10 protein-coding genes are annotated in these 14,614 nt (G+C 60.3%); all 10 read right to left on the bottom strand.

Features of this window, described 5'->3' with window-relative positions:
* On the bottom strand, nucleotides 1-278 hold a 278-nt coding region (locus ACYQ3S_RS13320; RefSeq protein WP_459689742.1), incomplete at its 3' end, for a hypothetical protein.
* Nucleotides 279-287: 9 nt separating this feature from the next.
* Nucleotides 288-815, bottom strand: a complete 528-nt coding sequence (locus ACYQ3S_RS13315; RefSeq protein WP_459689741.1) for an RNA polymerase sigma factor — start codon at nucleotides 813-815, stop codon at nucleotides 288-290.
* Between the two features lie 89 nt (nucleotides 816-904).
* A complete protein-coding gene (locus ACYQ3S_RS13310; protein ID WP_459689739.1) occupies nucleotides 905-1,270 on the bottom strand; it encodes a helix-turn-helix domain-containing protein in 366 nt (121 codons plus the stop codon).
* 267 nt (nucleotides 1,271-1,537) lie between these two features.
* Nucleotides 1,538-2,944, bottom strand: coding sequence for a relaxase/mobilization nuclease domain-containing protein (locus ACYQ3S_RS13305; protein ID WP_459689745.1), 1,407 nt, complete (start codon nucleotides 2,942-2,944; stop codon nucleotides 1,538-1,540).
* A 68-nt stretch (nucleotides 2,945-3,012) separates the two neighbouring features.
* On the bottom strand, nucleotides 3,013-3,303 hold the full coding sequence (locus ACYQ3S_RS13300) for a CD1845 family protein (RefSeq protein ID WP_459689738.1): 291 nt from the start codon (nucleotides 3,301-3,303) through the stop codon (nucleotides 3,013-3,015).
* Complete coding sequence (locus ACYQ3S_RS13295; protein WP_459689736.1) at nucleotides 3,300-3,611, bottom strand: hypothetical protein; 312 nt, start codon at nucleotides 3,609-3,611, stop codon at nucleotides 3,300-3,302. The genes ACYQ3S_RS13300 and ACYQ3S_RS13295 overlap by 4 nt, the downstream gene beginning before the upstream one ends.
* 102 nt (nucleotides 3,612-3,713) lie before the next feature.
* Complete coding sequence (locus tag ACYQ3S_RS13290; RefSeq protein WP_459689735.1) at nucleotides 3,714-4,052, bottom strand: plasmid mobilization protein; 339 nt, start codon at nucleotides 4,050-4,052, stop codon at nucleotides 3,714-3,716.
* 2 nt (nucleotides 4,053-4,054) lie between these two features.
* A complete protein-coding gene (locus ACYQ3S_RS13285) occupies nucleotides 4,055-5,125 on the bottom strand; it encodes a DUF3849 domain-containing protein (protein WP_459689733.1) in 1,071 nt (356 codons plus the stop codon).
* Nucleotides 5,126-5,127: 2 nt separating this feature from the next.
* The gene (locus ACYQ3S_RS13280; protein WP_459689732.1) at nucleotides 5,128-14,328 is read right to left on the bottom strand and encodes an SNF2-related protein; all 9,201 of its coding nucleotides are present in this window, start codon (nucleotides 14,326-14,328) and stop codon (nucleotides 5,128-5,130) included.
* A gap of 68 nt (nucleotides 14,329-14,396) precedes the next feature.
* Nucleotides 14,397-14,612, bottom strand: coding sequence for a transposon-transfer assisting family protein (locus tag ACYQ3S_RS13275; protein WP_459689731.1), 216 nt, complete (start codon nucleotides 14,610-14,612; stop codon nucleotides 14,397-14,399).
* Nucleotides 14,613-14,614 lie beyond the last annotated feature (2 nt).

Raw genomic sequence — 14,614 nt, 5'->3', positions numbered from 1 at the left:
GTGTTTATGAACATTTCTCTATAGGCATCGACAGTCATCATTCCAGAGAAAGTCACAGTAAATAGGACAAAGATAATGATTGCAACTCGTTTACAATAGAATAAAATATTATTTGCCCAACGCGGCCTCCTAGACTGGCGGATAAGCTTTTCCATTTTACGATTGAACTTAGAAGAAAATTTGTGTTCAGGAAGTGTATTTAAATCTGACAAGGAGTTGAGCCAGATTTCTTGGGCTTCTAAAATACTCTCATATAAAGAGTCCGCCGCTATCCGCATGCTATTTTCCTACTCCTCCCCTAATGCATCTTCTAGCTTGCTCTTTGCCCGCTGAATCGTTTTTTTAACATTTTCTTTTGACATTGATAGTATATTTCCTATTTCCTCGGTTGTAAACCCTTGTCCAAACTTTAATATAAGAACAGAACGATACTTGGGTGGAAGTTTTGCAATGGCATTGGCAATGGCATGGCTATTCAACACCACAGTTTCAACGTCTTGTTGAGTATCTCGAGTTGTCCTTTCATCGAAATAAACTACATTTCTTTTCTTCTTTTTTCTATATAAATCTATGGCTTTATTTTCGGCAATGAAAGCCAAGAGAGCTCTTGTGTTAGAACTATTAGGATCATTGATTTTATCAATTATCTCTATTACCTTTATGTAGGTATCTTGGACTACGTCCTCTGAGTCATTAGTGTTATTCAAAATTTGAAATGCAAGATGAAATAAAAGCTGTTTATATTTTTGATAGAGAATTTCAAATTTATTTCGATCCTCTGGCGTATCAATTAATGAAAGATAAAACGCAAGCATAGCCGTGTCTCCCGCCTAGTCCGAAATCGTATCATCTGCTTTACCGAAGTATATCACTTTTGCGCCAGTTTGGAAATATAATTATCTAACTAGCTGTCTCCGCCAGTCAAATGACGATTTCTTAAAATAGATTTTGTTGCACTTACAATATCTGCAATAACACGAATTTCAAGTGGTGAGCAGTCTTCAACTAACTTTGCAATCTCACGTTGATAAGCATCAACTTCATAGGCCAAGCTGTCGCATACCAAATCATCAAGCGATATTTGTAGAACATTGGCTATTTGGATAAATGTAGGGAGACTCCCCTTTGTGTTTCCAGTTTCAATATGACTCATGTGTGTTTTTGATAACCCACACATTTCAGCAAGTTTTTCCTGACTAAGACCTTGTCGAGTTCTATTTACTTTTATTCGTTCGCCAATTGCTTTATAGTCAGGTTCTAACAGTCTCATATGATCCTCCGACAATCCTACAATATCTTAAGCATTGGAAAGTAAATTGTATTTTATGCACATTTTGACCAAGTTAAAATATCTTGTATAGGTATAGAGGATTTAAAGTTTATTATTTCAAAAATTTCTTAACATGTAATTAGCAAGCAGGGCAAAGCGGGACCCACTTTGCAAAATGCTTGTTGGGGGAGCACCCCCAATCCCCCCGGAACGCGCCGTGTCCGGCGCGGCTGCGCGTCCCGTGGACGCTATGAGAGCACGGCCAGCTCACCGCTGGCCGTGCTCTTTTTCCTGGGCGCTGTCACGCCCATCTCGGCCCATGATCTGGTCCACGTTGGCCTTGACGGCAAGCAGCTCCCGCATCTCCTCGCGGGAGCGCCGGTAGTCAGCATAGGCGGCCTTTTTCTCCGCCAGGAGGGCGGCGTACTCGGCCTGCAAGTCTTTCATCTTTGGTAACTTTTTGACGTTCAGTTCGTCAAAGGCCCGCTTGGCCGCCTGATGGAGCAGGATGTCGGCCTCGTGCTCTGCCCGGAACTGTTTGGAGTATCCGGCCCTGCGGTAGGCGGCATAGACCTCACGGGTCTTGGCGTAGTTGACGATGTGGGTCCGCAGCACGGCGATCTCCGCCATGCGCTTCTCCGCCGCCTTGATCTTGTCCCCCAGTTGGTGATAGCGGTCAGTGGCCGCCGCCGTCTTTTCAGAGAGTGCCTGATAGTCCAGAAGCTGGTGCTGATTGAGATAGGCCAGGGTCTGCGCCGTCTGCTTCAGATTGAACTTGCTGGCCCACCGGGCGTACCCGGCCCCCTTGCCAGAGCGCAGTTTGGCCTCAATGTCCACCAGCAGGCTGACCCGCTGGGCGGGCTGACGGACCTCTTGCTTCCGGTCCGGCTTGTGTTCCTTTTCCCCGGCCAGGACGGCCCGCAGGTCCGCCTCTCCATAGCCCTCTCCCAGTCGGTCCAGGCGGAGGAATTTCTTGCCTGTCCCAGTTCGGAGAGAGACGGATTTGCCCCGGTGCTGGACCGCGATCCCGGCCTCGGTCAGCAGCGCCAGCATGGCGTCCAGGTCCGCCGGGCGGCGCTCCAGAGCGGCGTCAATGGCCTGCCGGAGCTGCTCCCGCTGGGAGGGCTTGGCCTGCTCACCCAGCCACTTGTTGTAAGACAAACTGCCCCGCTTGGGGTTCTCAATGACAGACAGCCGGTGCTCCAGGCAGACCAGATCACTCAGCCGCCGCACCGCCATGGCCGAGCGGAGGAAGTCCCGGAACTTGCCCTTGCAGTCCAGGGTGGTGGAGTTCCAGATGATGTGATTGTGGATGTGGCGGCGGTCTGTGTGGGTGGCGACGAGGAAAGCGTGCTTGCCCTTCAAAAACCGCTCCGCGAACTCATAGCCGATGCGATTGGCCTCCTCCGGCGTGACCTCGCCTGGCTTGAAAGATTGGCGCACCTGATAGGCGATCACGTCGTTTTTCTGGTCCCGCCCGGTGGCGGCCCGGTACTGCCGCTTGGCAAACAGAAACTCCGCGTCCACGGTGGCCGGGTCGCAGGCAAAGGAGGAAATCAGCTCACCGTCCTGTGTTTTCTCCGGGTTCTTGGCGTAGTCCGTGCGGTCAGAGAGGCATTGAGCAACGGTCCGGCCCTTGTTGATGTGCATGGAGATGATGCGCGTGGTTGCTATGATTTGTCACCCCCTAAAAAAGAGAGGCGGCCCCGCAGGGCCGCCTCTCTGTCAGCGAAATTCGTTTGTTATCCATACACCCGGTCCTGGATGGCATAGCGCAGGTCCTGGAGCTTGCCCAGAAGCCACGCCGCCGCCATGGGCAGCCCAACCGGGCTCATCAGGAAGGCGATCACCAGAAGAATGATACCGTTCTGGACCGAGTAAGTGACCAGCACCGCCACCCCCAGCAGGCCCACGATGGTCCCGGCCAAGCCAAAGAGGAAGGCGGCGCAGGACAGCAGGCGGAAGCAAATCCAGATGAACAGGGCCAGGGCCAGCACCACCGGCGCGGCCAGTAATTTCAGCAGCAGTCTCATTTAACATCCTCCTTTTGACACCGTTCCAACATCACATCGCGGGCGGCTTGAATCATCCGGGCCTCGGCCTGGGTCAGATCCCGCTTCCCCTGGGTCAGCTCCACATACTCCAGGTAGTTGGCGTAGGCGTCCAGCAGAGTGTCCCGCAGCTCCTCCGGGGTCCGGCACAGCTGGGCGTCGCACCAGGAATCCCCCGGCGGGTTCCACTCCAGCACCGTGGGGCCACGGCTGGTCTGGACCACCTCATAGGCCGGGTCCTGGTCGATGTAGGCTCGGAATACAGACAGGACCTTTTCAAATGTCAGCATGGTTTTCACGTCCTTCCTTCGGTCCCTCTTTCTGACTCCATCATACTGCGGAACACCCCTGTCCGCAACGATGTGGAACTTCGCCGCAAAATGCGGCGAAGTTCATTCAATGGCAGAGAGACCTTTAAGGACGCTCCGGGCGGCCTCCCACAGCCGGTCATTGCTTTGCCGCAAATCCTCCAGATCCGCGTCATAGAAGCGCCCGGTCTCATGGACCCGGCGGGTAAGCTGGTTGAGGTTATTGCTGGACCGGCGCAGCAGGGACACCAGCTCCCGCAGCTCCGGCAAATCCAGACGCACCACATAGCCGTCAATGGCCATCTTGCGCAGATAGGCTGCCATATTTTCCGTGCCGTACTGCTCCATCTTCTGATGGATCAGCGCCTGTTCCTCCGGGGTAACGCGGAATTTCAGTTGAATCTCCCGTTTCCGTTTCGCCATGGTCAGCGTTCCTGTCCTCTGGCTTTGTTCCTGTCTGTGTGGCCCGGCTCAGCCTTCGTCTCACTCAGCTTCTTTCGCACCGAGGGCTTGCGCAGCCGCAGAGATTGGGTACGGTCCTCGTCTTTGGTAATCAGGGCGTAGGTGCCCTTTCGCCCTTCCAGCGTGGAGATCGACAGGGAGCGGAAGGGCAGCATGGAGGCAAGCCGGTTCCGGTTCTTGCTGTTGGCGCGGGCCAGAAAATCCGGGGAGACCTGGACCATGAAATGGGTGCCGCTGGGGCTGTTTGGTTCCCGCGCCGCCTGGAGGGCGGAAAGGATGCGGGCAGCCTCGGCACGGATGTCGTCTTTGGTGAGGGGCTGGGTCAGCAGATGCTCGTGTCGGGCCACATTGATAAATAAATCAACGAGGCCGGGATTGTGCCCGTCCACCACGAACTCCACATTGCGGTCCTTCCCCCAGGCGTCCGTGTCCTCAAAGACGGGAATGGTCCTGGCCCACGTTTTGTTGTCACGGGAAATCCGTCCGTCATGCTCCTTGTGGCGCACCGTGTTGGCGAGGACGTAGAGTGTCCGGTCATAGCCGAACTGCTCCACCACCTGGGAGACGGCTTCCCGGCCCATGCAGTCGTTCCGGTAGTGCTCCGAGATAGCCGCGTCAATGGCCTCCGCACAGGCGATATTGGCCTTGCGGGAGGCCCGGTACTGCTCCAGCTCCCCGTGCTCATGGGCATAGCCTCCGGGATAGCGGTACACCGGAAGCTCTCGCTGTGCCTGGAGGGCGGTGTAGGCCCGGTCCGAAATGCAGTCCAGCATGGGGTCCAGGTCGGGGCTCTCCCGCTCTTTCCACTCCCCATAGATGGCCTCCATGGGCGAGGGCACGGCCAGGAGCGCGGCGGCCTGGGCCTGGGGCATATCCATGAGCTCCGCCGCCGCCAGAATGTCCTCCCGGACGGCGTACTCGTATGCGTGGTTCAGAATTTCCTCCGGCGGCTGGCCCATCAGCCAGTCCCGGTACTTGGCCTGCTCGGCGGCCAGTTTTTCATAGAGCTGTGTGTTCATTTCCTCTGGTGCCATGTTTATCGTACCTCCTCTCGGTTCCTCTGTTTTTTCTCTACTGTCCTGGGCGGCACAGGCCGCCGCAGGCCCTCCAGCACGGAGGGACGCTCCGCCTTTGCCACGGTTTGTTCCCGCTGGGCCGTGCCGTGGCTGCTGTCTATATCCAGCTGCACATTCAGCTCGGCCAGCCGTGCGCTCTTTTCCGCCAGCTCCGCCTCCTGGGGGAAGGGCTTGCCCAGCTCGGCCTTGGCGTCCTTCAGCTGTTCCCGCAGGTTGCCCAGCCGGATTTGGAGGCTTTTCACCCGGTCCGGCATATCGGCCAGGGCGTTGTCGATGCGGGTCAGGTTGCCCCTGGCATCGGTGCCCAGGGTGGCCCGGTGGGACATCGCGCCCTTGAGGGTCAGGATGAAATCGGAGCCGAAGTTCTCCACAGACAGGAACATGGCAAAGCCCCGGTAGCTGCCGATCTCCACCGGCTCGTTGTCCTTGACCTCCTTGCAGGCTTCCAGGATGGCGGCCCCGGCGTTGTCTTTGTCGGTGAGAGTATCCCCCCGCACCACCATCCCGGCGAAGCCCTTCTCCACCTCCGCCGCCTTGCCGTCCACGGCCTCCTTGACCGTGACCGGGTGGGGGTGGGCGGCCAGGGTCTCCATATCTTTCTGAAATCCAGCAATGAAGCCCTCGGCCTCCCTGATCTGCTCCGGGAAGTAGCGCAGCACATTGTCCTCCATGCGGAACTGCCTGCTCTGGTGATCCGCCTTGAGGATTTTCAACCGGGCCACGTCGATGTCCAGATCCATTTTCTCCTTGATGAGTGGGTTCCCGGCGCACAGGGCCTTGATCTCGGCATAGGAGAGGGCGGTCTCGTCCACATCGTCGCAGGAGCGCACCGGGGATTTGGAGGTCATAATCTGAGAGATGAATTTCTGCTTGTTCTCCACCGTCTGCCACAGATAGCTGTCGAAGGTGCCCTCAGTGACATAGCGGTAGATGTGGACCTTCTTGTTGCGATTGCCCTGCCGGACGATGCGGCCCTTGCGCTGCTCCAGGTCGCCGGGCCGCCAGGGGCAGTCCAGGTCGTGGAGGGCAATGAGCTTATCCTGGACGTTCATGCCCGCGCCCATTTTGAAGGTGCTGCCCATGAGCACTCGCACCCGGCCCCGCCGCACCTTGGAGAACAGTTCTTTTTTCCGGGCGGGGGTATTGGCGTCGTGGATGAAGGCGATCTCCTGGGCGGGGATGCCCCCGGCGATGAGCTTGTCCCGGATGTCCTCATAGATGGAGAAGGGGGCGTCCGGCTCCACGCCGTCCAGCAGATCAGTCAGAGCGTGGAGGTCCCCGCCGACCTTTTCTCCCGCCGCCATAGCGGCCTTGTCCCGCTGGGCGGCGGCCTTGGCCCTGGGGGTAGAGATGTCGCAGAACACCAGCTGGGTCAGCTTATCCGCCGCGCCCTCCTTCCAGATGCGCAGAATGTTATCCACGCACCGATTGACCTTGCTGTTTGGATCATCCGGCAGCATGGGGTTGATGATGCGCTGGTCCAGACCCAGCTTGCGGCCATCCGACGTGATCTTGAGCATATTGTCCTGCTTGGGGTTCATCTGCCCGGAGTGGACTTGCGCGGCCCGCTTGGAGAGCTCCTGCACCATAGCCTTCTGGTGTCCGGTGGGCTCAGCTTTCTCCACATGGTACTCCACCTCCGGGGCCGGGAGGTGGAGCTGGTCCGAGGTCTTGATGTCCGCCACCTCGCGGAATATCGCCATGAGCTCCGGCAGGTTGAAGAACTTGGAGAAGCGGGTCCGTGCCCGGTAGCCGGTGCCCTCGGGAGCTAACTCGATGGCCGTCACCGTCTCCCCAAAGGTGGAGGCCCAGTTGTCAAAGTGGTTGAGCCCCTGGTGCTCCAGCGTGGCCTGCTGGAGATACCGCTGCATGGTATAGAGCTCCGTCATGGAGTTGGAGACCGGGGTGCCGGTGGCGAACACCACGCCCTTGCCGCCGGTGATCTCGTCCATGTAGCGGCATTTCAGGAGCATATCGCTGGATTTTTGGGCGTCGCTGGTGGAAAGGCCCGCCACATTGCGCATTTTAGTGTAGAGGAACAAATTTTTATAGCTGTGGGCCTCGTCCACAAAGAGGCGGTCCACGCCCAGCTGCTCAAAGGTCACAACGTCGTCCTTGCGGCGGGTGGTGTTGAGCTTTTCCAGCCGGGCCTCCAGGGACTTCTTGGTTCGCTCCAGCTGCTTGATGGACACCCGCTCCGCGCCGCTGGCGCGCAGCTCCTCGATGCCCTCCTCGATCTCCGCAATCTGGTCGTGAAGCAGCCTCTCCCGGCGCTCCCAGGAGACCGGCAGGCGCTCAAACTGAGAGTGGCCCATAATCACCGCGTCGTAGTCCCCGGTGGCAATCTTGGCGCAGAACTTCTTGCGGTTCCTGGCCTCAAAGTCCCGCTGGGTCGTCACCAGGATATTGGCGGCGGGATAGAGGCGCAGGAACTCGGAGGCCCACTGTTCCACCAGATGATTGGGGACGGCGAACAGAGACTTGCGGCAAAGCCCCAGCCGTTTGCTCTCCATGGCGGCGGCCACCATCTCAAAGGTCTTGCCCGCGCCCACCTCATGGGCCAGGAGGGTGTTGCCGCCGTAGAGTATGTGGGCCACGGCGTTGAGCTGGTGTTCCCGCAGCTTGATCTCCGGGTTCATGCCGCCGAACACAATATGCCTGCCGTCGTACTCCCGTGGGCGGATGGAGTTGAACAGGTCATTGTACTTGCGCACCAGGGTATGGCGGCGCTCGGGGTCTTGCCAGAGCCAGTCCCGGAAGGCGTCCTTGATGGCCTGCTGCTTCTGCTGGGCCAGGGTGGTCTCCTTCTGATTCAGCACCCGGCGCTCTGTACCGTCTGCCTCCTTAATGGTGTCATAGATGCGCACGTCCCGCAGATTCAGCGTGTTCTCCAGAATGTAGTAGGCGTTGGCCCGGCCGGTGCCGAAGGTGTCGTAGGCCGCCACGTTGTCTGAGGAGATGGCCCCTTTGTGGGTGACAGTCCACTCGGCGGTGTAGTCAGAGAAGTGGACCTGTATCCGGTCCTTGACATAGTTGGGGGTGCGGAAGGTCTCGTACATGAACTGCTGGATATACTTGGCGTCAATCCAGGTGGCCCCCAGGCGCACCTCGATTTCAGAGGCATCCAGGTCCTTGGGGAGCGCCTGTTCCAGCGCCTCCACATTGTCCTGGAACACAGGGTTGGTCTCCGCCGCCCGGCAGGCCTGGGCCAGCTTCTGACGCACGTTGCCGGAGAGGTATTCGTCTGCCGCCACATAGACGGCCTTGCCGTCCTCCGAAGCCGGCAGGGGGAAGATGACGCCCCGCAGATCGGAAGCCAGCTCCGCCTCGGTCTTGCCGGTGAGCTGGGCCATGTAGTCCATATCCACCCGCGCCCTCTCGGAGATAGAGACGGCCAGGGCCTCGGAGGCGGTGTCCACATGGGTCACGGCCCGGTGGGGCTGGATGGTCCGTCTGGTGAACATATCCGCCTTTTCCCGAAAGTTGCCGTCGTCGTCCAGCACCTCCAGGGAGCAGAGCAGATAGTAGGCGCTGTCCTCTGAGAAGGCCAGCTCATTGGCCCGGCTGTTGATGCGGCCATATTTGGCGGTGAAGGCGTCATAGAGATTGTTAAGGTGCCGCTGTTCCCCCTGGATGGCAAGAGGGTCCGCATCCTGCATCTGGAGGTCAATGAGCCTGTGGGCGCAGTCCCGCAGCTCCACCATGCCTAGGACGCGGGCCAGGGCGGTGGCGTTCAGCTCTGGCTTCACCATGATGCTGTTCTCCCGGAAGTACACCTGACCGTCCACCACGGTATAGGAGTAGTTGCGCACATTGGGGTCCGCCGGGATGCTGTGCTCCACGGGAGCGGCCTCATCCCCGCCGCCCAGCTCCGGCAGCTCCACCGCTGTAATCCGGCCCTGGATATGGCTCACCGCCTCATGGAGCTGTTGTGCAAGATCCGCGCCGGGGATGGGCTTGCAGACAAGCTGCGGCCCATAGGGGCCGGACTCGACCTCCAGATTGCCCAGCACCATCTCCGGGTGTTCCTGGAAATAGCGGTTGATGGTGACAAAGTTGTGCCGGGCCTCACCCCTGCTGTTGGTGTGCTCCTGTTCCATCAGGGTGTCCGTCTGCACCCACAGGGGCGGATCTGCCCCCAGCTGGCGGGGCATCTCCAGCTTCTGAAGGATCACCAAGTCCGTGGTGATGTCCGTCCCCGCGTTGGACAGGAAAGCGTTGTTGGGCAGGCGGATGGCCCCCAGCAGCTCACACCGCTCCGCGAGGTAGCGCCGGGGCCGGTCGTCCTTCTTGTCCATGGTGCCGCCGCTGATGCCGTTGGAGGTGAGGAAGGCGATGATGCCGCCCGGTCTCACCTGGTCGATGGCCTTGGCAAAAAAGTAGTCATGGACAAAGAAGTGCTGCTTCTCGTAGCGGCTGTCCACCAGACTATATCCGCCGAAGGGGACATTCCCGATGGCCGCGTCAAAGAAGCCGTCCGGGAAGTGGGCTTTCTCGAAGCCGCGGACCAGAATGTTGGCGTCCGGGTAGAGCAGGGTGGCAATACGCCCGCTGATGCTGTCCAGCTCCACGCCATAGAGCTTGCTGCCCGCCATGGCCTCCGGCAGCAGGCCGAAGAAGTTGCCCACGCCGCAGGCAGGCTCCAGAATGTTGCCCTTCTGGAAGCCCAGGTTGCCCAGGGCCTCATAGACTGCGTTGACGATAGTGGGGCTGGTGTAGTAGGCGCTGAGCGTGGAGGCCCTGGCGGCGGCATACTCCGTATCAGTCAGCAGACCCTTGAGCTCCTGATACTCCTGGCTCCACTCCTCTTTTCCAGCGTCAAAGGCGTCCGGGAGGCCGCCCCAGCCTACATAGCGGGACAAGACCTCCTGTTCCGCCGGTGTGGCCCCGCGCCCCTCGGCCTCGATCTGCTTCAAGGTGCGGATGGCCTCGACGTTGCGCCGGAACTTCTCCTTGGGGCCGCCCTCGCCCAGGTGGGTGTCTGTGATGCGGAAATTCCCGGCTTCGGGCTGGGGCGGCTCCGGGTCATGGGAGGGCGTTGGCGGCTCCGGTTCGCCGGTGCGGATGGTCTGGATCACCACATCATAGGGCAGGTGGTTTTCCTCCGCCGGATAGGAGGCCACTGTCTCGGTGGTGAACTTCGGCTCCGCCGCCTCCCGCGCCTCTGGCCGGAACAGCCCCGCATTGCGCTCATCCTGTCGCAGCCACTCCTCAAACTGTTCCCGCTGGACCGTCTCGTGGCTCCAGACATACGGCCCGGTGTCGATGCGGATTTCCTGTTCCCCGATGTAGCCGATGGTGCCGCTGATTACATGGTCCGGGGCGGGCAGCGTCACACGGTCCCCCACCTGATAGGCCGGGGTGCCCGTCAGGCGCACCGCCTCCCGCTGGACCGGCGTGTGGGAAAAGCCGTCCAGCTCCTGTTGATACAGGGCGCGGAGGACGGCGGCCAGCTCCCCCCAGGAGGCGGAGACGGTGGCAAGTATCTTGTCGTCGTCCCGGATGATCTCCACCTCCAGGCCGGTAGTCGTGGCCCGGTAATCTGCCGCCTCGCCGGTCACAAGGCCCATGGTCTCCACACGGCCCGCGAACTGTGCGGAAAGGCGCTGGGCGATTTTGGTGTTGCCCTCGCCGTTTCTCAGCCATTGGGAAACATAGTCCTTGTCCTGGGCGTCCAGCAGCCCGGAAGCCAGTACCTCCCGCAAATCCTGGTCGAACCGCTCCAAATCAGCGGGCAAAAACTCGGTAATGGGGCCGTTGCGCTGGTCCTGCTTCAGTAGCCGCTCAAAGTTCTCCCGCGTCTCCAGCCGGTAGACGGGGTAGGCCAGCGCGGGGTCCAGAAGCTCCACCTGTCCCCGTTCCAGAGAGGTGATGGTGTACTCCTTGCCCTCCAGATAGACAAAATCCCCCGCGCCGTAGGCGGAGGAGAGCGGGTCGCGGGGCTTGCCGTCGATGGTCACGACCTCCGGCTCAAGCTGATTTTCCGGGACAGCATCCTGCATCTCCGCCCAGTCCTCATCGGAAACCGTGATGTCCACTTCATGGGTCGGTTCCCCGTCCCCGACGGTGATGGTATCCCCGTCGCGGGCCATTGGCTGCTGGGACAGGTCCGGCGGGGCGGGGTGGGCCAGGATGGGGTAGGTCTCGTCCAGCACCGCCTGATGGAGGCGGTTGTGGAAGCTCGCCAAATCATAATAGAGGCGGAGGAAGATCGTGTCCTCCATGGTGCGGACCGCCCGCTTGATGGCCTCCGCCCCCTCCAGCATGGCGTTCTCCCGGTCTGAGTTCTGGCAGGCGTTCTGGTAGGCTTTGTCCGCCAGCACCTTCTCCCGCACGATAGGAAGATACTGCTCATAGATTTCCCGGACCGTGGGGGAGATTCCCGGCTCCGGCGCTTTGGCTGCCTCGGGCTCTGACACGGGCCGAAACACGCCATTGTCCAGATAGTTCTCAAACAGGAGGCGGAACATCTCCACCGGCTGCTCCCGGTCCGGGTAGTCCGGCGTGGTGTACCAGACGTGCTTTTCGTCCACATGGTCAATGACCAAGCGAATGACCGGGTCGTTTTCATCCGTGTGGCTGTCTAAAATATCTCCGGGCCGGTAGGTCTTTCCGCCCCTGGTGGTGTAGACCTCTGCCTCACCCGATCCGGCGGCACGTTCTACGTCGGCCATGACCCGCTGGATGAACGGGTCATGGTCCAGCTTCTCCGGGTCTGCCACCTGGCCGTTGACGATGCCCCGCCGGGCCAGCTCCTCCCGGATGGCGATGGGGTCAATGCTGTCAAAATTGTCCTGCTCGGCCTGGGTATAGAAGCGGTCCTCCCGGATGAGCTGGGCGATCCGGCGCTGGACCTTGGGCCAGGGTACGTCAGCCGCCGCACCGTCCACCGTCACAGGGAAGGCGGGCAGGCCGTCGCCGTATTCCTGCCGCAGCCAGGCGGCGGTGTCCTTTTCCCGTCCGTGCTCCTTCATGTAGCGGACGACGGCGTGTTTGCTCTCAATGCTGCCGTTCCACTCCTGGATGGCGGCGTCGATGTCGGCCTGTGTGACCGCCCTGGACGGCTGGGGCCGCTCCGGCACCTCCGGCACAGTCTCTTGAGTCGGCGTCTCCGCTGCGGCCTCCGGCGGGGCCTGTTCCAGGGCAATCTCCTTTTCCGCCAGCAGACAAACCTCCGGCCAAGTCAGCCGCGTTTCGGCATCCGGGTTGCTGATGCTGCCCTCCCACACGTGGAGCTGGTCCGGGAAGCCCTGGAAGCCGATGGTGGTCCCATCCTTGGCCGGATATTGGTGCAGGGCCCCGCCAAACCGCAGGCGCAGGTAACTGACCCGCAGCGTTTCCTCCGGGTGGTCCGCGAAGAACTTGACCAGGGTCTCCCAGGAGGCCGCCCCATCCTCGTGGCGCAGGATTTCCGGGAGATACTGCCGGTGGAAGGGCGGCGCGGGGATAGGGTCTGGCGTGGGCAGCGCCGGTCCCGCCGCCGAAGCGTCCAGGGTCAGCTGCTCCGTGCGGTAGGGCGGCGGATATGCCACACGGGGCACCGGCGGGGGCAGCGCCTCTCCCCGCTGTTGGAACTCCCGCACAATGGCGTCCCAGCGTTCTTTTTCCGCTGGTGTGAAATAGTCCTGGCCGGAGACCAGCTCCTTCAGCCGGGCGGCAGCCCTGCTCCAGGAGATGTGTACGGAGCCGCCAGGGGAATACCGCCGAAACTCAATATCCTTCGCGGTATAAAGGACAGTCCCGTGGCTGCCGTCCTGGTAGGTCTGGCTGTGGGCGTAGTAGGGACCGTATTCCTGTTTCAGAAAGGCCACGGCGGCCTTGGTGTCCGGCATCCCCAGGTACATGGCGTAAATGCGGAATTTGCTCTCTTGTCTGTGGCTGGACCCGCGCCGCAGCTCCGTATCCCATTCCTCCCCGGAGATGGAAAAAGCGGAGGGCGTTTGTACGCTCTCCGCTTCCAAAATGGACTCCCGCTGCTCCCGCTCCGTGGGGAATAGACTGAATTGCCCGGCTTGTTCGATTAGTTGAACACCAGCTCGCTCAGGATGATTTCCTCCGCCTGTGCCTTGCAGTTGTTCATCAGGCCCACCCAGCTCATCGGGTCTGCGGCCTTCAACGTCTCCGTCGCCCCCGCCTCCTTCGCCAGCTGGGGCATCATCTCGTCCAGTCTCTGCCGGGCGGTCTCGTCGATCTCCCGCAGGTGGGGATACAGGCTCTCCTCCAACACCATCTTCTGGAACAGGATGGGCCGATGCTTCTCCAGGAAGTCCTTCCGCATCCGCCCGTACCTGCCCAGGGGCGCGGCCTCCGCCGGTTCGTTCAGGGTCAGGTTGGGGATCAGGTAGTCTCCGCTCTGGATGTAAGTCAGCTCGTTGGTCATGGTTCTGGCTCCTTTCCGCGATTTTCTCGCGCTCATACTGCTTGATGGTGATTTCAATTCTCCGCAGGACCTGCTCACTGGCCTCGCTCACCGCTGTTCCCAAGGCAGCTGCGGCAGCGGGGGTGTTCCAGTCAAAGACGCTCAAAAAGTCCTCGTGCTCAAAATACCGCTCCGGCTCCAGCCCACAGCGGGACAGAAGGGCGTAGGCGGTGCTCACGGAGGCGGCGCTGCGGAACGCCGCCCCGATGTTGAACTCATCATATTCCTCCAGAAAGGAACCGTCAACGATGCCGAGGATTTCCTGCTGGTGCTCCTCCCAGTAATCTGCCGCCAGACGGTTAGCCACCAGCTCCAGCTGGGGAAAAAGCGGCTGCCCAGGGTCGTCTGGTACGTTGAAGTGCTCCGCCAGGGCCTCCCGCACCGCCGTCTCATGCTCGGGCCGGAGCTGCCACAAATAGGGGCGGCGGGCACGCTCCCCGCCGCCGGTATCCGCCACATCGAACACATAGCGCAGGCTTGGCTTGCCGCTGCTGGTGTCTACCAGGGCGATGCCCTTGGCCCCCCGGCGGACGTACCGGCCCATCCGGTGGTTCCAGAAATCGTACTCCGCGCAGGCCGTGGCCTCCGGGCGCTGGGCGTAGATCATCAGCTGCTCATGGTAGGGATACTTATAGAGGCGGGCGGCGGTGGTGAGAAAGGCAGTCCACTCCCGGTAACTGCCTGTGATCTGCCGGGCCGTCTGGTCCGCCATCTGAGCGTAGAATTGGGCGCTTGCCGCCATGGTCATCTCCTCCTTCCATTTTTGGATCAAAAAAGGGGCGGCACAGCGGCCGCCCCTTTCCAGTCAATTCAGTCCTCAAAGTCCGGGATGAGTTCCAACTGCTCATACTCCGCGTCACTGATGCCCCGCAGCTTCTCCAGGGCGCTGTCCGTCAGCTCCCGCAGCTCCGTCTCGTCCGGCTCCAGGTATCCCCGCATCTCCTCCAGGTTGGCGATCAGGCCCTCCCTGGTGCCGGGGTCATAGATGCTCATAAGCTCCTGTTCCTCATAGGTAAATGCGTTCATCC

The organism is Agathobaculum sp. TL06 (assembly GCF_054658635.1).
This window is presented reverse-complemented; position numbering and strand designations above follow the sequence as displayed.